Below are 23,636 nucleotides of genomic sequence, written 5' to 3' on the forward strand. Positions count from 1 at the left end.
AAGCAGATGAAATATTATTGGCGAGATTTTCAAGTCATGACAGCTGATAAAATAGAGCAATGGGTGGAGAAAGTATCAAACCAATTCGGAAAAGAATACATGTTTACTTTTTAATGACAACTTATAAGATTTTAATGGACTATATTGAAAGTAAATAAAATACTTTTCAACTTGAATTTTATTATTAAGTTTTTTTTAAATATAAGTTTATTTAATTGAGATAATAAGAAAGGTAGCTGAAGCTGCTTTCCTTATTGATGAAACAGTTCTGTTGCGATGATAACCAAAATATAGACCATATTTATGGTGAGTTCAGTCAGTTTTCACATGGGAATAAAAAGGCCCGATATTCTGTCGAGCTTTTACATCTGGATGTACGTGATACAGCTAGAGTTTGGCCTATTTCTTGTGCAATTTTATTATCATTTTTTGTAAACATCCAGCGCCCTAATGTATCAGCATAGGGCTAGCGACTTGATTTACCAATCTGAAAATGAGCTAAATCCATGTAAGTTTTGGCTTACATAGATTTAGCTCCTATTTTAGGAATTATTATATTAACTATATGTTATTTCTTAAAAAACTATGTAATATTTAATGGAGTTAATAAGTTGAAATTATGGTAAATGAGTCAAGTGAAAATTTTTAAATATTCTTTTGTAATTTTAGCTGTAGTCTCTGTTTCCGCATATACCATGAGTGATCGTCAATCCACACAGTTTCAAGTCAAAATGCAAGTTGCAGAAATTTGTGAGATTGGAGCAGGAGGCTCTTCGGATATTGATTTTGGGACTGTGACTCGTAATGCACAGAATGTTCAAGCGACAGGGAGCTTAAATGTTCATTGTACTAATGGTACTCCCTATAATATTGCTTTAAATAGTGATGGTCGTTTGAAGCATGCCAATGATATTTCCATACAAATTCCTTATCAGCTTTATCAAGATGTTGCCATGAGCAAAGAATGGGGCAATATTGCAGACAATCGTTTGTCACAACAGGGGACAGGGGAAACACAAAATATTAAGATTTGGGGTAAGGTTCCCAATGCTAATGTTCCTGCTGGGAAATATAGTGACACAGTAACTGCGACGGTTACCTATTAATTTTAAAATAAAAATCAATAAGTTAGAGTTACTGTAATCGTGTCAGAGTATTGCCCAGTACTACTGATGGGTTGAGCTGGAACCGTTGCATATACAGGTATATTATGATTATCTACAGAGTAAAAAGTATTACCTTGCCAAGGTTGATCATCGTGTGCGTTCCTAGAAAGGTTGTATCGGATATAGTTTCCTAAAGCATTTCTCATTCTTCTTTGTGTGCCCTGCGCATTGATGCCATTATTTAAACTGACTTGCATAATAGTGCCAACGGGACAGGCTAACTGTATATTTCCTGAGCTTATTAACGGTGTCTTCAGTTGGTCAACCGCACCAAAGTTAATATCTGTTGCCGACTGAATTAAGCAACTATTTTCATAATATGAGTTAACAATTAAATTATTATTACCAGTATTCGAATTTGCAAGGGCTTCTGTATCCGTTGGTACTTCTGATCCAACCTTGTATGCAGAATAAAGTTTCAATCCAATACTATTCGTTTGATAGTATGCTGCTGGTACGTTCTGTCCAGGCAACACCTGACCATATAGTTTAAGCCGAGTACTGACATTTCCAGTTCCTGCTTCAAACTGGAAAGTTTGGCATTGTGCTTGGTTTTTACGTTCTGAATCAGGAATCTTAAATGTTCTTGCTGCATCAGAATATAATTCATAATTGAGTAATGCTCTTACAGGATTATAAATAATCATACTTCGAGGAGTACTACCTGCGGGATCAAAACTATCAGCCACTAAACATAGCTTATACGTTACAGGCTGGTTTGAATTAAAGTAACAGTCAGCAATAACATCTGTTGAAACAAGTGCTGAGCCTTGAGCATTTGATGTTCCTAAACTTAACGTTGCAGACTGCCCTAACCAACAGCTACTAGCATAAGCAGGTAAACAAAAAAGAATAGATACTAGTAAGAATAAACTTGCATAAATAAAATATTTCGTTGAATCACTCATTTTAAACAAGTCATTGCAGTTTATTGACATACCATTCGCCCCAAATCACTAAAACCTTTTAATGTTGTAAGTTCAGGCAGTATCACTCGGCACTGCTTAAGTTGATTGCCTATGTAAAGTGTATTATTTTTTAGGTTATCGATATACACAACTCCATCGTGAGCCACAATAGTTGTGGGTTGTTGTTGCTGAATCGGTTCTTCTTGCCATACAGAAGTTCCCACGTTCACATTTTGTCCCTGTAAATCTACTACTTGAAGTTGCACAGATTTCACTTGATACATCGGGAATTGTACAAAAACGCCACTCGATTGGCGTGGTACAGCATTTTGTTGCGTTTTTTCAATTTTTAGATTAATTGGCAAATCAAGCGTATCTATAGCGATACTATTATTCTGATAAGGGTTCAAATAATCGAGTAGTAGATAACCTTTTTTATTAGTTTTACCAATTAAACGATTCTCTAGTCGTACAGGCACATCAGGTATTTGATCTGTTGAAACGATAGCAAATGAACCACTGCTTAGGCGTTTAGGTAAGATAGCATCTTTCAATAGTACAACCCCGCCATTCACTGAAGCATAAATACTGGTATTACTTTGGTCTGAGGTCGTATGTTGAACGTTAAGTTGGGCCAAGCCATAACGACTTAAATAATCCAGTTGCCCCTGAAATTGTGAGTATAACTCAGTATGATTGGCCCTTGCTTGCCAACCGAAACCACCTTGGTCTTGATCCACAGAATGTAAGACGTTCAGGCTAAGTTGATTTTGATCATTACTACGTTGAGCTGTGATAGTTGCTGAATTCCGTTTCGCCCATGGAATATTAAAGGACAGGTAGTAACTATTTTCTTTATTTAGTAAGTCCCTGCTATAACTTAAATTCAGATTCATTCGTCGAGGGAAAATATAAGACCAGTTCAATAGAACATATTCGTTGCTGGACTGATCCTTATACTCTTGTTGAATATAGCTCCCTCCTAACTGACCAAACTTCGTATTTAAGCCCATGTAAAATTGATTGGATTGGGTTGCATATGAAGCATCATTTAAACTAGCGATATCACTGAACTGCCCATATTGACGTAATCCACTATAATTTAAGCTAAACAATGCTGAGTTCCAACTATAACCGAATCCAAGCAACTGTCCCGTGTTTTCAGGTGTATAACTATGGGCATAAGAGACATTGAATTGACCAGCTTGTCTCCCTAATTGGTAAACACCACCTAGCCCCACTTGCTGTAACTTTTCAGTCAACTCAGTATGGGTCTCAACAGTCAATGTATTGCTTAATCCATAACGATAACTACCACTTAATGCTAAATCATCAGCATAATCAAATGAAGATATGCCATAATTTAATTTAGGATAACCAAGGTTAAATGACCAATCATTTAGACCCCGTGCCAGTAAGTGATTTGCGCGATAGAGTGAAAAATTTTGGACTTGTTGTTGGCCATTGATGTCAGTAATGACCATTTGTGCATTGCCAGCACCTGTAATACTCGGTGTAGTTTGAATATCAAACTGCCCTGGCACTACATTCTGTGATGATTGCTTGATTCCATTAATGATAAGGTCAATCTGTGAAGGGAGTGCAACCTGCCCTTTAAAACTCATTAATGGGGTTGTAACCGTATAAGGCTGTAATGCGAAATTTTTAGCCAAACTTAGACCACTAATCCGAGTAGAGCGTGTCCACGTTAAAGCATCACTTTGCGCATCGCCCAAACGTAAACGAAGCATTTGCTCTGGGAAGTCTTTCTCCCAATACGTATCTAGAATTTGACGATCAGTAAACTGATTATCTTGATATTGATAATTACCTGAAATACTCAGTACACCATTGAATAGACCAAAATAACGAAGTTCATTCCATCCATTAAATGAAAAATGATCATCAGTTTGTTGTGCAAAAGCCGTATAGTTTAAAAGTAAGCCTTGTCTTTCTTGCTGGGGATTAACCGTTGCTACAGATTTAGCTTGATAACTATATTGGTTTTTTGCACTTAATAATTCAATAGGGACTTGTATGGTGATTTTCTGGTTTAGATTGTCATATTGATAACTTAGCCCGTTAATAGCATCTAAAGAAATATAGTTTGTTTGGTCAACCAAGATTTGAGGAGCACTACTTTGAATTGAGAGTTTGTCTAATGATGTCACATCTATATAAAGCTGTTTATCTTGTTGTAAAAAATGTCCTATTTCTGGTTGTGCTGATTGATTTAGTTCGACATCTAAATATAAATCTTGCTGCATATTTTGAATCAGTTTTGGATCGTTGACTTGTGCAAGTGTATTAGGTGCCACTGCAATGATTGCTCCTGCAAATAGCAAATCACTAATCTGTACACTCACAAAAACCACTCCAAAATTGATGAATACATCAATGTGCTAATTGAAGTATTTGTTCACGTACATCCATGTTCACAACAGCAACAAATTTTCCAGTCGGTTGAATATTCAGTTGTTTAGGGATAGGCCATTGCATACTCTGACCATTTAGAACATAGCCCATCAGTCCCATTTGAATTGGTGTCTTTTTACCTTGAGAATCTACATAAGCAAACTGGCTAAAACGCTTATAACTTGTAGTTTGATTGATGACTAGTAATTGATGATCCGTATATTTAAATGTCATGCCTTTTAAAGAAGTTAAGCCTTGATCTACAGCATTTATATGTGATGTTTTAAAGAAAACTGGGATCGAATATTTCAGCAAAAGCTGCAACCCGCTTTTCTCTTCAGTTTTTGGATTAGGTAATTCATCGACGATGAGTCGATAGGCTTGTTCAGATGAAAGATTGCTATTTGCGCTACGAATCAAGCGAACTAATTGTCTTTGCCCAGCAGGTATAGTCAATACCATGGGGCTTGCTATCAGATCTTTTGTAGGTGTAATAACATCTTGATTATTATTTTGTGTCCAATAATTTACTCGGACTTGGCCTCGAATTTCGTCACTTCCTGTATTGGTTAACCAAAGCTCTTTAACTTTTTCCTGAGGGGAAAACTCTAATAAAATAGGCGCAACCTGCAAGCTTGCAGCATGCGCCTGTATCATAAAAATACTCGTTACTAAACAAACTAAACTGTACTTACGTAGTAGATTAGAGCAACGTATCGTATTTCTCATATTGATATCCTTTAAATGAAGAATATCTTTACGATAACAAATATTAATATGTTACCGTGGCTGTAACTGTATCTTTATAGTTGCCTGCACGAACATTTGTTGAGCCAACAACTTTAGCAATTACAGGGATTGCTTCTACGTTACCTGAACCACTGTTTGAATATTTATTTTCATCGTTATCCCATGGCGTATTGCCATCTTGGAATAACTCATAAGCAATACTTGATGATTCATCTGTTTCATTTTTCATCTTACCACTACCTGAAAGACCTACACGGTAGGGTGTCTGATTTGTACAAGTTACATTTAGGGTTCCTGTTTTATCACTTGCAACACTACCGCTATTTACTTTACCAAAATCAATCTCTGTTGCATTGATAGAACATGTAGAAAGAACTTCAATTTTTACATCAAAAGTTGTTTGTGCCTGCTGTGTGCCTGCTGCTGGTGTTTCAGCACTTGCTTGTCCAGCTAAAAGTAAGTTAGTAGATACTAATAATGCAGTAGTGATAAATTTTTTCATTTAAGAATTCCAAGTATTAAATCCGATAGCCCAAAAGCAATCGTCATAAATAGCATTGCTTTCACCTTTTATTTTTTATAGGTACTAAAATCACGTCTATAAAAATAAGTGTGAAATTTATCACTTTTTATATTTTTTTCAAGTTTTTTTTTTAACCAGCCATTCAGCATTATTAAATGTATTCGTCATTACTCTACTTTTTATAAAATAATGAGGCATATTGAAATTAAGTTTTTTGATTCAATGGAATGGGCGTTATATAATAAAAAATGGGAGCCTTAAAATCCCATTTTTCTATTATATTTTTTAAATTTTAAGCATGTTGAACTGTCAATTTTAAACCTAAAGCATTCACAACACGGTTGATCGTATCAAAACGAGGCGTTGAATCTTGACGAAGTGCTTTGTAAAGGGCTTCTCGTCCAATACCTGCTTCTTTCGCAATTTGGGTCATACCTCTTACTTTAGCAATTACACCAAGTGCGTGCGCTAATTCAGCAGGATCATTTTCTTCAAGAACCATATTGAGGTATATTACAATATCTTCTTCAGTTTTGAGTGACTCAGCCATATCAAAACTTGGTAAATCAGCTACTTTAACCATTTTAATCCTCCAACGTTTTTGATAATTTGACTGCACGATTGATGTCTTGTTGTTGAGTTAATTTATCTCTGCCACCAAGCATTACAATAACTACGTCATCATGTTGGATGTAATACATCCTCCATCCTGAATCGAAGAACTCTCTCATTTCCCAAACACCATCTTGGAGAGGTTTAATGTCTCCCCAGTTCCCACGTTGAACCTTATCTAATCGGCGATTCAAGCGAATGCGGGTCATATTGTCTTTAATGCCATCCAACCATTAATCAAATTCTGGTAGACGTTTAATTTCAATCATGAGGATTCCTTTTCTTCTCACTATATTGTATTCGATCGAATACATAATGCAAGATTTTTATCCCAATAGTTGTCCGCAGAAATTGGGGGATTATTTCTGAACTGTGACCCTTGAGAAATCAGGAAAAAATGCAAAAACGAATGTTTTTTAATCAATTTTATTGGCTAAAAGTTACAGTTTTGCTTAAAAAGAAACCGACTTGTTTCCAAGTCGGTTGAACGAGAACCTTCCAGAGGGTATGAATAACGATAAGATACTGATCTTAAAGTAATATTAAAACTGTTATTCCCAAGTAGAAATGTCCTACCTAATAACCAAATAGAAATGTCCTATATGGACATTTCCAAGTCAAGCACAGGATTGAATTTCGTTGTTCAATCGCTGTTTTCTGTGCTTGTCTACGTGGCATCTTTTGAGAACGATTGCGTTTGTTTTGGTGTTCCAGTTGTTCATGCTGTTGTTGAATATGTGCCAGCACAGAACCCAAACGTTTATTCTCAACGATCTCTCTCTGGTTGAGCTGACTTAATTTATCAAAGATGCTGTAATTGATTTTTCTTCCCTGATATTCAATGGCTACAGTACCATCCGGATATTCCAGGAACTCAAGATACTTGCCGCCCAATCTTTGATTTTCTTCGCTGTTTTCCAAGATATATACGCATTTATCATAAGTAATCGTCAAGCTGTTCGTGACCCTGCGGGGTTCACGCCAGGTAAAAACATCATCTAATTCTTCGGCTGTTTCAGCGATAGGCCGATGTAGATCCTTGGGATTAAAAGCCATCTTGGCGAATTTACGATTAAATTGCTCAATAAAGCACGGCAGCCACTTATTGGCATCTGCAATTGAACTATGCCTTCTAGACGCATCTCCTTAATCAGACGATCCTGAAGTGTTCTATTCGCTCGTTCTACACGACCTTTGGCTTGAGGGGAGTTAGCGAAAATGATATCGATATTGAGAGTGCTCAGAACACGTCCAAACTGGGTAATCTTGGTGTCTTTCTTGCTACTTTGATTCACCCTAAAAACTGAATGTTTGTCACTGTAAAATGCCAATGGCTTACCATGCTGTTCGATATATAAACGTGTCGAAATCATATAGTCAAAGGCTGACTCTGACGCACAGAAGCGTAAATGCTGCAATTTTCCTGTGGCATCATCGATGAATACTAGCAGACAGCATTTAGGTGCTCGACCTTCAAACCAATCATGGTGTGAGCCATCAATTTGGATCAATTCACCATAACAATCTCGGTTATAACGAGGCTGATATGGTCGTTTCAGGCGCTTGCAGCGAGGGATCCATAAATCGGCTGCAATCATCCAGGAACGCAGGGTTTCTACTGAAAGATCGAATCCATGCACGGTGGTGAGCTTTTCATGCGCTAAAGTGGGTCCGAAACCATAAAGTTGATCTGAAACAATATTGAGACACTTAAGTCTGAGTTCTTCAGGAAGTTTAGAATTGCTGATTTGGCCACGACCGGCATGGGCTAATGCAGCGGGACCTTGAGCTTTGTATTTCTGCAGTAAGCGTCTGATGTGACGTTCTGAGATATGAAGTAGCTGAGCAGCCTGGGATTGAGTTATACGTTGATCACAGATTTCTTGCAAGACCGACAATCGTTTAAGTTCTTTATCCGACATAGACACCAACATATCAAACCGTCCGCTAAGGAAATTGCAAAAGCGCATATTCTAAAAGCGGACATTTTTACTTTGGAGAAACCGGACATTTCTATTTTGGGCTTACATCTCTTCATCACACTTCTTACACTCCAGCATCACCCCTAGTTTTTCTTTCCGCCCTTGCTCAGTGATAACCCAAGAACGGTTTTGCCAAGGCGGATCATGCCGGACATGCTGTGTATGGCCACAAGCTAAAATGGCATACCACTGATTTTCATCATCCAAGGCAAAATCAACAATGGCTTGCTGCATATCGGACACCTATCTAAATTGAACTTATGCTGAAAAGGGAATAGAGTTCATCTTGAACAATTACAACGGTTTGAATATCAAATTGCTAAATAAACTGTTAAATTTGGTTTATTTCTGCCGCATGCTTAGGCCGCGACAATTCTATTTTTCCCGCCATGTTTGGCTTTATACAGCGCTAGATCAGCACGCTTAATTGTATCTTCGTAGGTACAATCTTCAGGCATGATGGTTGTCACTCCTATGCTCACGGTGACATGCGCGTTATCTATTGAAAACCGACTTAATTCTTTTCTGGAATGTTCATGAATCCGTTTGGCAAATTGAATGGCTTGTTCACAGCCCGTGTTGGGTAATGCGACCACAAACTCATCTCCACCTAAGCGGCAGGCGCAATCGGTTTTACGCAGCGTTAAACGAAGAATATCTGCGACTGCTCGGATTGCCTCATCACCGACATGATGGCCTTTGCTGTCGTTGATTTTTTTGAGGTTATCAAGATCGAACATCAAGATCGAGGTCTGTATGGAATGCCGTAGGTATGACTCATAATGTAATGCTAAGTCATGCTCTAATTTTCTTCGGTTGAAAAGACCAGTTAACTGATCGGTATGGCTGAGTTCCTTCAGCTTGATTTCCAAGTTGTGACGCGCTGAAATATTACTTGCGACCCAAAGCACAACGTCTTCTTCATCTACTGAAAAACTAAGGGCTTGGATGCGCACTTCAAACCAAATGGGCTCTTCAGGACCATAATCGGGCAGACCTTTTACATCCCTATTGCTCAATTCGTACTCTTCGATGAGTAGATTTCCTGACGCTAGAGCTTGGTCGATCAGTTGCATAAAAAAGTTGGCTTTATCTGGCTTGATCACATCTGAAATATAGGTACCAACAAGACCGGAACCATCGTGGTAATAGCGATTATCGCGCCCACCAAAAACCGCAACGTATTTTCCACTACGCGATATGACAAAAGCAGGGTCTGGCAAAGCATTAAGAATGATAGCCATCTGCTCAATGTTGATCATTAATTAATTCTATTTCTTTATTTACAATAATTAACACAATAGCTAAAAAAAAATAAAAAGCACGTGTTTTTTCACCCAAAATAGTGATGGGCGAGATGTAGATGTGATGAATATCTGTATCGATTGTTTGGCGTCGATTTACACAGGCCTAACGCCATAATGCTTTCACGGCTTATTTCCTTTATTGAGATAAGGCCGATGATAGAAATATATCGAATTATCGCCTGCATCACACGAATCCATACATACACATGCAAAATCAGAATAAACAAAAGAAAAATCTCGGCTATACTCATTCATAAATTGATAATGAACAGAGCACTGAATAATGCGTGTACTTGTTGTGATGGATCCCATCGAAAATGTAAACCTAAAAAAAGATACCTCAATGGCGATGCTATGGGCAGCAGCACGTCGTGGACATGAGCTAGGCTATGCATTACAGCAAGATTTATATATCGATCAAGGCAAAGCCTTTGGTTTGATTTCACCGCTAAAAGTTTTTGAAGACTACAACCACTATTACGAACTCGGCGAAAAACAAAAAGAACCAATTGCTGCTTATGACGTGGTTTTGATGCGTAAAGATCCGCCGTTTGACATGAACTTTGTCTACACCACCTATATTTTGGAACAGGCTGAACGCGAAGGTGCATGGATTATTAACAAGCCACAAAGCCTACGTGACTGCAATGAAAAATTGTTTGCGACACAATTCCCTGAACTTCAAGTACCAACCTTGGTGACTTCGCAGCAAAGTCTGATTCGTGAATTTTTACAAGAACATGGTGATGTGATTGTGAAGCCATTAGACGGCATGGGCGGCATGGGCATTTTCCGTTTATACCAAGATGGCGTTAATATTGGTTCAACCATTGAAATCCTGACCAATAACGGCACACAGCCGATTATGGCGCAGCGATACATCCCTGAAATTGTGGATGGTGACAAACGTATTTTGATGATCAATGGCGAACCCGTACCGTATTGTTTGGCGCGTATTCCGCAAAATGGTGAAGTGCGTGGCAACTTGGCGGCAGGTGGTTTGGGCGAGGCGCGTCCATTGACTGAAAATGATAAAGCCATCGCAGCCAAAGTCGGGCCATTCCTTCGTGAAAAAGGGTTAGTGTTTGTTGGTCTGGATGTGATTGGTAATTACGTGACTGAAATCAATGTCACCAGTCCAACCTGTGTACGTGAAATTGATGCGCAATTTGGTACCTCGATTGCCGATGATTTATTTGATGTCCTTGAGGCAGGTTTAAAAGCTTAATTTTGCACTAGATTTAAAAGAGTCCTTCACGGGCTCTTTTTTTTGTCCTGCGCTAAGGGGAGGGGAGCTTAAAAAGCAAAAAAACTGTAAGTGAATGCAATTAAAGTGAAAAATTGTCTGATTTTTTTTCAATTCTCATAGATTAATAATAAAACTAGTTTAAACTTTTAAAATAGTAGAAAAAAACAATCATACGCCTGTTGAAAAAAAGTAAATTACCTTTCACGGTCATGCGTTTGTGATTACAATTGTTTGCTTAAAATCGAATATCATTAGCCTCTTTTTAGAATTGAAGAATTAGACAGTGACCGAAGTAACGCAAGTAAAGCCGAAACATGTCATGATGATGGCTGCCGGAACCGGTGGTCACGTCTTTCCAGCGCTCGCTGTTGCCAAAGAGTTGCAACAACAAGGCTGTGAAGTTTCTTGGCTCGCAACGCCAACAGGCATGGAAAATCGCCTGCTTAAAAATCATAATATTCCAATTTATCAAATTGATATCCAAGGCGTACGCGGCAATGGAGTCGTGCGTAAGCTGATGGCACCGTTTAAAATTCTCAAAGCTACTTTGAGTGCCATGCGTTATATGAAACAACTCAAAGTCGATGCAGTTGCAGGCTTTGGGGGGTATGTGGCTGGGCCTGGTGGTCTTGCTGCACGCGCACTCGGTATTCCTGTGATTATTCATGAACAAAATGCTGTGGCTGGTTTTACCAATACGCAATTATCGCGTGTGGCGAAAACGGTGTGTCAGGCATTTCCAAATACTTTTCCAGCTCAAGATAAAATCGTGACCACAGGCAATCCTGTACGGAAGGAAATTACAGAAATTTTAAATCCGTCATGGCGTTACCAAGAGCGTGAAAAAGCTGGGTTGCCATTACGGGTTTTAATTGTGGGTGGCTCACTGGGCGCACGTGCCTTAAATGAATGTGTGCCGGCAGCCTTGCAGCAATTAGAACAGCCACTCAGTGTATATCACCAGTGTGGTCAAAATAACGCTGAAAGCACATTGGCTCGTTATGCAAATGCACCTGAACATATGCAAGTTGAAGTTCAGCCGTTTATTGAAGATATGGCAGCAGCCTATTCTGCAGCGGATTTGATTATCTGCCGTGCTGGTGCGCTAACCGTCACTGAAATTGCGACAGCAGGTGTAGCAGCCGTGTTTGTTCCTCTGCCAAGTGCAGTGGATGACCATCAAACTGCAAATGCAGGGTTCTTGGCCAATATCAATGCCGCAAAAATTTGCCCACAAGCGGACATGACCGCAGAAAGTTTAACAGCGTTGTTGAAGCCGCTGATGAATCGCCAACGACTTATGGAAATGGCGGTTAAGGCTCGACAACAGGCACAACCCGATGCGACACAGCACGTGGTTGGTTTAATTCAAGATTTGTAAAATTCGAGTAATCTATGTCTCCATCAACGCCTGCCGATCAAGCGAAAAAGCTCATTAAAGTGCCAGAAATGCGCCGTATTAAACACATCCATTTTATTGGGATTGGTGGTGCGGGCATGTGCGGTATTGCCGAAGTATTGAAAAACCAAGGCTATAAAGTTTCAGGTTCAGATATTAAAGCGTCGAAAACCACGGCTCAGCTTGAAGAAAACGGCATTCAAGTTTTCATCGGTCATGCTGCTGAAAATATTCAAGGCGCCAATGTAATCGTTGTATCAACAGCTATTGATTCTGAAAACCCAGAAGTGAAAGCGGCGATTGAAACCCGTACACCTGTCGTGCGTCGTGCAGAAATGTTGGGTGAATTAATGCGTTACCGTCATGGTATTGCCGTTGCGGGGACGCATGGTAAAACCACGACAACCAGTCTGGTGACCTGCATGTTGGCAGAAGAAAATCTGGACCCAACTTATGTCATTGGTGGTTTATTAAATCGTACTGGTGTGAATGCTGCATTGGGTGCAAGCCGTTATATCGTGGCTGAAGCAGACGAATCAGATGCGTCATTCCTGCATTTACAGCCGATGGCAACGATTGTCACCAATATCGATGCTGACCATATGGATACCTATGGTGGTAGTTTCGATGTATTGAAAGATACCTTCGTACAATTCTTACAGCGCCTTCCATTTTACGGTTTAGCTGTGATGTGTGGTGATGATGCCAACATCCGTGAAATTATGCCGCGTATTGGTCGTCCTGTCGTGACTTATGGTTTCAATGAAGACAATGACATTCGTGCCGTTGATGTGGCTCAAGAAGGCATGCAATCACACTTTACAGTTTTGCGTAAAGACCGTGAGCCGTTACGTTTAACCATTAACTTGCCGGGTCTTCATAATATCTTAAATGCCTTGGCAGCGATTGGTATTGCAACGGATGAAGGCGTTTCTGATGCTGCGATTGCGCGTGCCTTAGAAAGCTTCAGTGGTGTAGGTCGTCGTTTCCAAGTACAAGGCGAATTTGAAGTTGAAGATGGCTTGGTGAAATTGGTCGATGACTATGGTCACCATCCAAAAGAAGTGGAAGCGACCATTAAAGCGGCACGTGCAAGTCATCCAGATCGTCGTTTGGTGATGATGTTCCAACCGCACCGTTTTAGCCGTACGCGTGACTGTTTTGATGACTTCGTCGATGTCTTGTCACAAGTCGATCAACTGTTGTTATTAGAAGTTTATCCTGCAGGTGAAAAACCAATTGTGGGTGCGGATAGTCGTGCGTTGGCTCGAAGCATTCGTCTCCGTGGTGAGGTTGAGCCGATTCTCATCGATCCAGTAGAAGGCAACTTACAAGCAGTAATGAAAAAAGTGTTACAAGCAAATGACTTGTTATTAACACAGGGCGCAGGTAATGTTGGAGCAATCTCAATCGAACTTGCTCAAAACAATCTCTATGTAAAATGATTACCGCTTGGTGATCCAAAGTTTGTTTAGACCGTAGATAAAAGTTTAAGGATATAAACGTGTCAAATGCTTCAAAATTCGGCAAAGTTGCCGTGTTATTAGGTGGGAAATCTGCCGAACGTGAGGTTTCTCTCGATAGTGGTAAAGCTGTACTTGAAGCATTGGTGCGTTCGGGTGTAAATGCCGAAGCATTTGATCCGCAGCAACGCAGTGTGACTGAGTTGGTGGCTTATGACCGTGCATTTATCGTACTTCATGGTCGTGGTGGTGAAGATGGTCAAATTCAGGGTACTTTGGAATGGTTAAACATTCCGTACACTGGAACAGGCGTTCAAGGCTCGGCGATTGGTATGGATAAAGTCAAAACTAAACAAGTTTGGCAAGGTTCAGAACTACCGACAGCACCTTATCGTATTGTCAGCAAAGATTCAGATTTGCAAGAAATTGTAGATTCAATTGGTTTGCCATTTATCATCAAGCCTGTGCATGAAGGTTCAAGCATTGGTATGAGCAAAGTTGAAAAAATTGAAGACTTTGCAACCGCAATTGCAAAAGCGACCCAGCATGATGCAGTCGTGATGGCTGAAAAATGGATTACCGGACGTGAATTTACCATTGTGATTTTAAATGGTCAGGCATTACCGGTGATCCGTTTGGAACCGCCTGCAGATGTGGCTTTTTACGATTACGAAGCGAAATATAACCGTAACGATGTGCAATATGGTATTCCATGTGGCTTGACTGAAGATGAAGAAAAGCGTCTACAAGCTTTATCTTTACGCGCTTTCCAAGCGGTAGGTGCGAGTGGTTGGGGCCGTATTGACGCGATGCAAGATGCAGAAGGAAACTTTTGGTTACTTGAGGTAAATACTGTTCCGGGTATGACCAGTCATTCTCTAGTACCAAAAGCTGCTAATGCTGTAGGTTATAGTTTTGAAGATCTTTGTGTTGCAATTTTGGAACAAACCCTAACAGGTGCGGCACACTAAATTATGGCTCAACTTCCTGCGTCAATGCGCCGTAAACGTGCAGCAACGACATCGATACATGACAAACCACCGACACGTAAGGAAAAGCTTACCAATGTGGGTGGATGGCTGTTGTTGTTTATTGCATGTGTGGTCTTGATTGCTGGGATTTGGGGGCTATATAAAGTCATGACGGATGCACGTGTGGCTGAACTTGATGTGGTGGGTGTGCGGAGCGCCCAAGAAAAACAACAAGTCATGTCATACGTTTCACCGATGATGACTGAAAACTATTTTACCTCTGATTTACGTGTCATTCGTGACCGTACTTTAGAAATCTCTTGGGTCGATCGCGTGGTGGTATCGCGTGCATGGCCGAATGCAATTCGTGTACGGGTGATGCCGCGTCAAGCGATTGCACGTTGGGGAACTGGGCGACTGTTAAGCGACAGTGGTGATGTATTTGCTGAATTAACTCCGACCAATCATCAGAATTTACCGTTATTGCATGGGCCGACGAGTCAGTCCAAAATGATGATGCGTCGCTATAATGAAATTAATCAACTATTTATACCTGTTGGCATTCGTTTAAAAGAATTATATTTAACCGAACGAATGACTTGGTTTATGCAGTTTGATTCAGGCTTACGCGTGATTGTCGATCAAGATCAGACCATGAGTAAGTTGCAGCGTTTAAGTTATCTCGCACACAGTGACTTAAAACCTGTTTGGCCACGAATTTCTGCCATCGATTTGCGCTACCGAAATGGTTTAGCGATTCAATGGAAAAACTCTGTGCCAGCAAAGTCGGTAAATGGTCAGTTTGTTGTAACCAGTGATGACATAGGCATTGCGAATGCAGCGCCTGTAAAGCCATAATGATCGGCTTTATAAGTAGAGGCTTTAAGCCATAAATTAAACAAACATGTGAATGGTAGTAGTAAATAATGAATGAAGCTGTTCCCTCGGTTGTTGCGATTGACATTGGGACACACAAAGTTTCAGTTTTGATTGGTAAGGTACACGCGCCAGACAATATCCAAGTGGTAGGGATGGCGACCGCTCGTAACCGCGGCATGAATAAAGGGAAAATTGTCAGTCTCGATAAAGTTGTTACCGCAATTAAAAATGCAGTGCAGGAAGCGGAAGATATGGCGGAATGTCGTGTACATTCTGCGTGGATTTCCATTCCAAGTGCTGAACTAAAAAGTTTTTATGCCTCTGGTCGCACTCCAATTGAAAATAATGACCATGCGATTACCACCAATGAAGTGGTGCGTGCATTAGAACTGGCCAAAGCCAGTCATTTAACGTCTGACCACTATTTGGTGAGTGCTGTACCTTTAGGTTTTGAACTAGATGATGAACCTGAGTGGGTATTAAACCCGATTCGCATGTCAGCACGGAGTATGACAGGGCATTATCATTTGATGATGTTGCCCATCAGCACCATGCAGAATTTGGATCGTGCATTAAAAGGCGCCAATATTGGTGTTGAACGCATGGTCATTTCATCATTAGCAACAGCTGAAGCCAGTTTGCTTAAAGATGAAAAAGAATATGGTGTGTGCTTGGTCGATATTGGTGCAGGTACGACCAATATCGCGGTGTATTTAGATGGTCGCTTGGCGATGACACATACCTTGCAACGTGGCGGTGAGCATGTAACACGTGATATTGCTGCTGTATTGCAAACCACAACAGAAGAAGCGGAACGCATTAAGCTGTTGTATGGTTGTGTCGACCTGAAAGTGGTTAAACCTGAAAGTATGATTCAGTTCCAAGGGATTGATGGTCCACAAACCATTAGCCGTATTGAACTGACCGAAATCATTATTGCGCGCTATGAAGAAATCTTTAATCAAGTGCGTAATGAATTGGTCGATCATGGTGCAATTCATGGTTTATACCATGGTGTTGTACTCACAGGTGATGCCTGCCAAATTGAAGGAATGGTGACATTTGCACGCCGGATTTTAGGTGTCTCTGCACATTTAGGTAATCCACCTATGCAAGTGTATGCCGATGATCAACAGCAAGCAGCTTTACGTCGTTCACAATACGCGACTGCCGCAGGTCTGTTAATTTTCAGTCAAAGCGAAACACAAGATACGATAGTTGAGCCAGAAGATACGGAAAAACTTTCAGTATTGAATCGGGTAAAACGGGCATGGTCGGGCTTCAATGACACCTTGAAGTCGATCTTTTAAGTTGAAATATTTGGGAATATTGTTGGGAAGTTGTACGGATTATTGCTTGTACTTGACAAGCTGGAACTTGGACAGCATTCTAAAAAACAATTTTTATTAAGATCAAGGCAGTATACGGGCTGAAGTGTCTGCCAATTATGGATTAGGAATTTTTTAGGCATGGCCTCATTTGAATTTTTAGAAGATGATCAAAGCGACAGCAACGGTCAAGCCCGTTTCACAGTATTCGGTGTAGGTGGTGCTGGCGGTAACGCTGTGCAACACATGTTGGAATCAGATATCGAGGGTGTGAAATTTGTTTGTGCCAATACAGACAAACAAGCACTCGATCGCATGAATGCACAATTTAAAATCCAACTGGGTGAGCAAAGTACCCGTGGTTTGGGTGCAGGTGCAAATCCACAAGTGGGTCAAACTGCTGCTGAAGAAAGCCGTGAGTTGATTCGCCAACACCTTGAAGGAACGGACATGGTGTTCGTGACTGCAGGTATGGGTGGTGGTACAGGTACAGGTGCTGCGCCAGTTGTTGCTGAAATTGCCAAAGAAATGGGTATCTTAACTGTAGGTGTGGTGACGACTCCGTTTAACTTTGAAGGTAAACGTCGTCAGCAATCTGCTGAGAAAGGTATCGAAGCACTTGAGCAACATGTTGATTCTTTGATTATTATTCCGAACCAACGCCTGCTTAAAGTGTTCCGCGATATCTCGATGAAAGATGCTTACAAAAAAGCAGACGACGTACTGTTAAATGCTGTACGTAGTATCTTTGATCTTGTGGTGCGTCCTGGTCATATCAACCTTGACTTCGCCGATTTGAAAACTGCGATGAGTACACGTGGTTATGCCATGATGGGTGCAGGTTCTGGTCGTGGTGAAAACCGTGCACGTCAAGCTGCTGAACAAGCGATCCGTAGCCCATTGTTAGATAACGTGACCATCATGAATGCAAAAGGCATTTTGATTAACGTAACAGGTGGCGATGACGTAACCTTCGGTGAAATTGAAGAAATCACAGATGTAGTGAACCAAATTGTGGATCTTGATGAAGGTCAAGTGTTCTACGGTACGGTATTTGATCCAGATGCACGTGATGAAATTAGTGTAACTGTGATCGCAACGGGTTTAACTCGTAATTCTGCCGATTCTGCTGAGCCAGTGAAACGCCCTGTCGCACAAGCAACGCGTACAGTCGCTTCTGCACAAGTACCTGTAGATGAAGATGATGTGCCAGCGATTCAACGTCAGCACAATGAAGCAGAAGCTCCAGCTGCGGCAGCGGCGTCAGCATCCAATTCACGCCCTACGCCAATGAGTATTCAAGACTATTTGAAAAATCAGCAACGTAAATAACATAAATTCAATGACTTAAGTGTCTATTGATTACAAAAGGTAGCTGATCAGCTACCTTTTTGTTTTTTATCAATGGCTAAATATGCTAACGTATAGCGGTTTTGTGAACTGATGATAGAAGACACATGTTGAAACAACGTACCCTGAAACGCATCGTGAAAGCGAGTGGCATCGGACTGCATAGTGGGCAAAAAGTGATGATTAACTTTGTGCCACATCATGCCGATGGGGGCATTGTGTTTCGTCGTATCGACTTAAATCCACCGATTGATATTCCAGCTGATGCTATGCTGATTCAAGAAGCATTCATGTGTTCTAACTTGGTGCAAGAAAACGCCAAGGTGGGCACAATTGAGCACATTATGAGTGCGATTGCTGGTTTAGGGATTGATAACCTGATTGTGGAAGTGTCGGCATCTGAAGTGCCAATTATGGATGGGAGTGCCGGCCCGTTCATTTATTTGCTTATGCAAGGTGAACTACAAGAACAAAATGCACCTAAAAAATTCATAAAAATACGCAAACCTGTCGAAGCACTGATCGATGATAAACGTGCTGCCTTCCAACCCCATGACGGTTTCCAATTAAATTTTACGATTGATTTTGACCATCCTGCATTTAAGAAAGAATTTCAGTCGGCAACAATCGACTTTTCAACCGAAACATTTGTCTATGAAGTTAGTGAAGCGCGGACTTTTGGCTTTATGAAAGATTTGGACTACCTAAAAGCTAATAATTTGGCTTTAGGGGCGAGTCTCGAAAATGCCATTGGTGTAGATGACAATGGTGTGGTCAATGAAGAGGGCTTACGCTTCTCGGATGAGTTTGTTCGTCACAAAATATTAGATGCTGTGGGTGATTTATACTTGCTCGGTCATCAAATTATTGCGAAATATGATGCCTATAAGTCAGGTCATGCATTAAATAATCAGTTATTACGCAATGTCAAAAGTGATCCAGATAGCTATGAAATTGTAACATTTGATGACATTAATGATTGCCCAATTAGTTATGTGAATGTGACATAAGTCATTGTCTTATAATGGTGATGTTATATTGTATCATTTGTAAGTGTTAAGTCCGTCACATTCTGAGCATTCAAATTTGTCTGTTACAACTGGGTGGTTACTTTTTATTGCTTGCCAAACGCAGCATTGCTTGGCTAAGCTTAGGGTCGCTCACAAAGTCAGCAGCATTACGGAGTAAATCCTGAGTTTCTGTACTGAGGGTTCTTGAAATTTTTTCAGGGGAATGGGGCGTTGGAGACGGAGTTCTCAGACGGACTTGAATCTTGTGCAAATCCTTGAATTCGTATATTTGTGATAACTGTGCAATATATTGCTTTTGTAAATAGGCCAACTGACTTATCAGTGCCTGATTTTCTCCAGTTAATATAAGTACACCATTTATATAACAAACAACTTGCCATTGATCCGGTTGGGGCAATAGCGGTTGGACAATTTTCGTAAGCTTCTGCCATGCAGCAACTTGCGTTGAGAGAAACGAAAAGTTTCCTGTTTTTATGTGTTTTCTTGTTGGTTGAAAGACGTTGACAGGTTCTGACATACATATTTCCTACATGTTTATGTCTTAATCTTATGCGCTCCTTTTGGCTGATATCAAGGACGAAATCACACAAGGAACAAAAGAGAACAGTTTATAGAGGTTTTTTATGCATTTACGACGTATTTTATTGGCGTTTTCATTGGCTGCTTCGGCCGCTTCAGTCGCTTTTGCAGATTTAGTTGAATTAAATCAAGCAGATTCATCATCAGATCGTATTGAACAGTTAACTCGCACTTTGTCTCAAGGTGCTTACTCTGAAAGCAATGATATTGATATTCCAGCAGAAACTAAGTTGAATGTTAAAATTCGTGAAAAATCAATTGAGCTCAACAATGCGACAATCGCAAAAAAATACGGTTCAAGCAATTCCTCTAAAAACTATTCAGCAAGTTCAAATAATCCATATTCATGGTTAATTGCCCACCCACTTCCAGACATGAAGCGTGTAAGTTCAAACTATGGTGGTCGTACCATGGGTGGCCGTGCAGAAAATCATTCAGGTTTAGATCTTTCTGCGGCTAGTGGCACACCTATTTATGCAACGGGTCCAGGCATTGTAACAAAGTCAGGTTGGGGCACAGGTTATGGTCAATATGTTGAAATTAACCATGGTAATGGTTACCTGACACGTTATGCACATGCATCACGCTTAATTGCACGTGTAGGCGACCGTGTTGCTGCGGGTGAGCATATTGCTAACGTTGGTTGTACTGGTCGTTGTACTGGCCCACATTTACATTACGAAGTAGTGAAAGATGGTCAACGTAAAAATCCATCAACGTATTTAGCGATGTTACCATAAGCACATATAACATCTATATACGAAGCCATTGTCTGAACCTCTACAGACAATGGCTTTTTTATTTATCGCTAATAACTATAAAATTATCATTTTAAAAAATATTGTCTGTATGAAAAATGGCGAAAATTGACCCAAAAATGTAAATTTGTGTAATTGTTAATCAATGAGTATTTAGTAAATAAATAACAGAGCTATTTCGTATTCATTTGTGGCGATAACTGAGCCTAGCCAAAATATGGTACTAATAGAGCCATATATTTAGCACATAGGATAGGTGAAGTATGGCGTTTTATGGCGATACAGATGCGCAAGAAACCCAAGAATGGCAGGACGCATTTGATTCAGTTTTACAGCACATGGGAACTGACCGCGCTGCATTTTTGCTTGAAAAACTCTATCAACAAGCGATTGCTAAGCACGTTCCCATTCAGCGACTAAATACTCCTTACTTAAATACCATTTCAGTTGAAGAACAGCCACCTATGCCAGGTGATTCGGATATGGAGCGCCGTATTCGTGCGTTGATCCGCTGGAATGCCTTAGCGATGGTACTGCGTGCCAATAAAACAGGTGATGACTTAGGTGGTCACTTGGCAAGTTTTGCATCATCTGCAACTTTATATGACGTGGGCTTTAACCACTTCTTCCGTGCCAATAGCGACAGCTTTGGCGGTGACATGATCTATTATCAAGGTCACTGTGCGCCGGGTATCTATGCACGTTCGTTCTTAGAAGGTCGTTTGACTGAAGAACACTTAAATAATTTCCGTCGTGAAGTCGGCGGTAAAGGTTTGCCGTCATACCCACATCCATATTTGATGCCAGATTATTGGCAGTTCCCAACCGTATCGATGGGTCTAGGTCCAATCATGTCGATCTATCAAGCACACATCCAAAAGTACTTGATGAATCGTGGCCTGATCAAAGAAGAAAACCGTAAAGTTTGGGCTTACCTCGGTGATGGTGAAATGGATGAACCTGAAAGTACAGGTGCCATTTCACTTGCAGGTCGTGAAAAGCTCGACAATCTGATTTGGGTCGTGAACTGTAACTTACAGCGTTTAGATGGCCCAGTTCGTGGTAATGGTAAAATTATTCAAGAACTTGAATCATTGTTCCGTGGTGCAGGCTGGCGCGTAATTAAGGTGGTTTGGGGTCGTCATTGGGATCCGTTACTGGCAAAAGATGATTCAGGTGCCTTAAAAGCGGTGATGGAAGAAGCGGTCGATGGTGATTTCCAGCGTTATCAAGTGAAAGGTGGTGCGTATACGCGTGCACATTTCTTTGGTAAGTATCCTGAAGCTGAAGAGTTGGTGCGCAACTTAAGCGATGAAGATATTGATAACCTGAACCGTGGTGGTCATGACCCATTCAAAGTGTATGCGGCTTATGCCGAAGCGATGAAGGAAACGGGTCAGCCAACAGTTATCTTGGCAAAAACAGTCAAAGGTTATGGTTTGTCGGAAGAGATTGAAGCAGTCAATAAGACGCATCAAATCAAGAAAATGCAGCTTGAGTCGTTGAAATACGTGCGTAACCGATTCAACTTGCCATTTACCGATGAACAGCTTGAAGAAGTGCCATTCTATCGTCCGAGTGAAAACTCGCCTGAATTGAAATACATGAAGGCACGTCGTGAGGCATTGGGTGGTTATTTACCTGCACGTCGTAAAGAAAGTGAGCAGCTGGCGATTCCTGAGTTGTCTGTGTTTGATGCGGTACTGAAAGGCAGTGGCGGTAAAGAACAATCGACGACTATGTTGATGGTGCGTTTGATTTCTTCGTTATTGAAAGAAAAAGCCATTAAAGACCGTGTCGTGCCAATCGTACCAGATGAAGCCCGTACTTTCGGTTTGGAAGGTATGTTCCGTCAGTTGGGGATCTATGCTGCGCATGGTCAAAAATATACCCCTGAAGACCAAGAACAGTTGATGCACTATCGTGAAGCCAAAGATGGTCACATGTTACAAGAAGGGATTAACGAAGCGGGTGCGATGAGTGCTTGGGCTGCGTTAGGGACCAGTTATTCGACCAATAACTTGCCAATGATTCCGATGTATATGTACTACTCGATGTTCGGTTTCCAACGGATTGGTGATATTGCATGGGCTGCAGGTGATGCGCAGGCTCAAGGTTTCTTGTTGGGTGCAACTGCGGGTCGTACAACACTGAATGGTGAAGGTTTACAGCATCAAGATGGTCATTCACATATCTTGGCAAATACGATTCCAAACTGTATCTCTTATGACCCATGTTTTGGTTATGAGTTGGCAGTGATCGTACATGATGGTTTAAAACGCATGTACGTGAACCAAGAGCGCGTGTTCTATTACTTAACAGTAATGAATGAAAACTACGAACATCCAGCTATTCCTGAAGGTGCTGAAGAAGGCATTAAACGTGGTATGTATCTCTTCGAAGAAGATGAGAAAGCAACGGTTCAGTTGATGGGTTCAGGTGTGATTCTGCGTGAAGTGATTAAAGCAGCGAAAATCCTTCGTGATGAATATCAAATTCATTCAAACGTGTGGAGCGTCACTAGCTTTAACGAATTAGCTCGTGATGGTATGGCGTGTGAAGAATACAACCGCTTACATCCGTTGGCTGAAGATACGAAAGAAGCTTGGGTCTCTCAATTACTTCGTGAAAAAGACGGTATTGTGGTATCGGCAACCGATCACATGCGTGCTTATAGCGAACAAATCCGTGCTTATCTTCCAGACAATCGTCCGTTCGTTGCATTAGGTACAGATGGTTATGGTCGTTCAGATACACGTGGCAACTTACGTAGCTACTTTGGTGTCGATGCCGCACATATTGTGGTAGCAACATTGAAAAAACTCGCGGATGAAGGCGAAGTTGATGCGCGTTTAGTCAAAGATGCTATCTCAAGCTTTGAACTAGATACTGACCGTCCAGTGGCATGGGCTCCGCAGGAAACGCCGGAACTGCATGCTGTGGCTGACTACAAAGAGGAGAACTAA

At 40.8% G+C, this 23,636-nt stretch carries 20 protein-coding genes and 2 pseudogenes; 12 read left to right on the forward strand and 10 right to left on the reverse strand.

The window, feature by feature from the left end; genetic code table 11:
• Positions 1-114, forward strand: a pseudogene (locus FTU38_RS01220) (transposase); the annotation flags it as partial.
• 512 nt (positions 115-626) lie between these two features.
• Positions 627-1,106, forward strand: coding sequence for a spore coat U domain-containing protein (locus tag FTU38_RS01225; protein WP_180002662.1), 480 nt, complete (start codon positions 627-629; stop codon positions 1,104-1,106).
• 14 nt (positions 1,107-1,120) lie between these two features.
• Here the strand turns inward: FTU38_RS01225 and FTU38_RS01230 are convergent, their stop codons facing one another.
• The 9 genes and pseudogenes from FTU38_RS01230 to FTU38_RS01270 form a co-directional block, all read right to left on the reverse strand.
• Positions 1,121-2,074: a spore coat U domain-containing protein gene (locus FTU38_RS01230; protein WP_180002664.1), complete on the reverse strand. Its 954-nt coding sequence runs from the start codon at positions 2,072-2,074 to the stop codon at positions 1,121-1,123.
• Positions 2,075-2,094: 20 nt separating this feature from the next.
• Entirely contained in the window at positions 2,095-4,440 is a 2,346-nt protein-coding gene (locus tag FTU38_RS01235) for a fimbria/pilus outer membrane usher protein (protein ID WP_180110407.1), read from the reverse strand.
• Positions 4,441-4,468: 28 nt separating this feature from the next.
• Positions 4,469-5,218: a molecular chaperone gene (locus FTU38_RS01240; protein ID WP_163143588.1), complete on the reverse strand. Its 750-nt coding sequence runs from the start codon at positions 5,216-5,218 to the stop codon at positions 4,469-4,471.
• A 43-nt stretch (positions 5,219-5,261) separates the two neighbouring features.
• On the reverse strand, positions 5,262-5,741 hold the full coding sequence (locus FTU38_RS01245) for a spore coat U domain-containing protein (protein WP_180110408.1): 480 nt from the start codon (positions 5,739-5,741) through the stop codon (positions 5,262-5,264).
• Between the two features lie 313 nt (positions 5,742-6,054).
• A complete protein-coding gene (locus FTU38_RS01250) occupies positions 6,055-6,345 on the reverse strand; it encodes an addiction module antidote protein (protein WP_100358201.1) in 291 nt (96 codons plus the stop codon).
• A gap of 1 nt (position 6,346) precedes the next feature.
• Positions 6,347-6,604, reverse strand: a complete 258-nt coding sequence (locus FTU38_RS01255; RefSeq protein WP_257225658.1) for a type II toxin-antitoxin system RelE/ParE family toxin — start codon at positions 6,602-6,604, stop codon at positions 6,347-6,349.
• Positions 6,605-6,972: 368 nt separating this feature from the next.
• A pseudogene (locus FTU38_RS01260) lies at positions 6,973-8,296 on the reverse strand (ISNCY family transposase).
• A gap of 102 nt (positions 8,297-8,398) precedes the next feature.
• A complete protein-coding gene (locus tag FTU38_RS01265; RefSeq protein ID WP_180002670.1) occupies positions 8,399-8,590 on the reverse strand; it encodes a DUF3565 domain-containing protein in 192 nt (63 codons plus the stop codon).
• Between the two features lie 125 nt (positions 8,591-8,715).
• Positions 8,716-9,618 (reverse strand): GGDEF domain-containing protein, encoded by a 903-nt coding sequence (locus FTU38_RS01270; RefSeq protein ID WP_180002672.1) that lies wholly within the window; start codon positions 9,616-9,618, stop codon positions 8,716-8,718.
• A 328-nt stretch (positions 9,619-9,946) separates the two neighbouring features.
• Here FTU38_RS01270 and gshB point away from each other — a divergent pair, with 328 nt between their 5' ends.
• The 8 genes from gshB to lpxC all read left to right on the forward strand — a co-directional run bounded on the left by gshB (position 9,947) and on the right by lpxC (position 19,312).
• Positions 9,947-10,891: a glutathione synthase gene (gene gshB, locus FTU38_RS01275; RefSeq protein WP_168379397.1), complete on the forward strand. Its 945-nt coding sequence runs from the start codon at positions 9,947-9,949 to the stop codon at positions 10,889-10,891.
• A gap of 304 nt (positions 10,892-11,195) precedes the next feature.
• Positions 11,196-12,293, forward strand: coding sequence for an undecaprenyldiphospho-muramoylpentapeptide beta-N-acetylglucosaminyltransferase (gene murG, locus FTU38_RS01280; protein ID WP_180110409.1), 1,098 nt, complete (start codon positions 11,196-11,198; stop codon positions 12,291-12,293).
• 14 nt (positions 12,294-12,307) lie between these two features.
• On the forward strand, positions 12,308-13,756 hold the full coding sequence (gene murC, locus FTU38_RS01285) for a UDP-N-acetylmuramate--L-alanine ligase (protein WP_078190576.1): 1,449 nt from the start codon (positions 12,308-12,310) through the stop codon (positions 13,754-13,756).
• 59 nt (positions 13,757-13,815) lie between these two features.
• Entirely contained in the window at positions 13,816-14,745 is a 930-nt protein-coding gene (locus FTU38_RS01290) for a D-alanine--D-alanine ligase (RefSeq protein WP_180008768.1), read from the forward strand.
• Positions 14,746-14,748: 3 nt separating this feature from the next.
• Positions 14,749-15,603, forward strand: a complete 855-nt coding sequence (locus FTU38_RS01295; protein ID WP_180008770.1) for a cell division protein FtsQ/DivIB — start codon at positions 14,749-14,751, stop codon at positions 15,601-15,603.
• A gap of 68 nt (positions 15,604-15,671) precedes the next feature.
• Positions 15,672-16,934, forward strand: a complete 1,263-nt coding sequence (gene ftsA / locus FTU38_RS01300; protein ID WP_078190573.1) for a cell division protein FtsA — start codon at positions 15,672-15,674, stop codon at positions 16,932-16,934.
• Between the two features lie 159 nt (positions 16,935-17,093).
• Positions 17,094-18,284, forward strand: a complete 1,191-nt coding sequence (gene ftsZ, locus FTU38_RS01305) for a cell division protein FtsZ (protein WP_180002678.1) — start codon at positions 17,094-17,096, stop codon at positions 18,282-18,284.
• A gap of 125 nt (positions 18,285-18,409) precedes the next feature.
• Positions 18,410-19,312, forward strand: coding sequence for a UDP-3-O-acyl-N-acetylglucosamine deacetylase (gene lpxC / locus FTU38_RS01310; protein WP_180063028.1), 903 nt, complete (start codon positions 18,410-18,412; stop codon positions 19,310-19,312).
• Positions 19,313-19,409: 97 nt separating this feature from the next.
• Here lpxC and FTU38_RS01315 read toward each other — a convergent pair whose 3' ends face one another.
• A complete protein-coding gene (locus tag FTU38_RS01315; RefSeq protein WP_111884464.1) occupies positions 19,410-19,850 on the reverse strand; it encodes a DciA family protein in 441 nt (146 codons plus the stop codon).
• Positions 19,851-19,956: 106 nt separating this feature from the next.
• Between FTU38_RS01315 and FTU38_RS01320 the strand changes: the two genes are divergently transcribed.
• Together FTU38_RS01320 and aceE are read left to right on the forward strand one after the other, a co-directional pair.
• Positions 19,957-20,652, forward strand: coding sequence for a M23 family metallopeptidase (locus tag FTU38_RS01320; protein WP_078193213.1), 696 nt, complete (start codon positions 19,957-19,959; stop codon positions 20,650-20,652).
• A gap of 281 nt (positions 20,653-20,933) precedes the next feature.
• Positions 20,934-23,636, forward strand: a complete 2,703-nt coding sequence (gene aceE, locus FTU38_RS01325; protein ID WP_180041745.1) for a pyruvate dehydrogenase (acetyl-transferring), homodimeric type — start codon at positions 20,934-20,936, stop codon at positions 23,634-23,636.

This window comes from Acinetobacter sp. YH12098, assembly GCF_013419235.1.
GTDB classification, from domain to species: Bacteria; Pseudomonadota; Gammaproteobacteria; order Pseudomonadales; family Moraxellaceae; genus Acinetobacter; species Acinetobacter amyesii.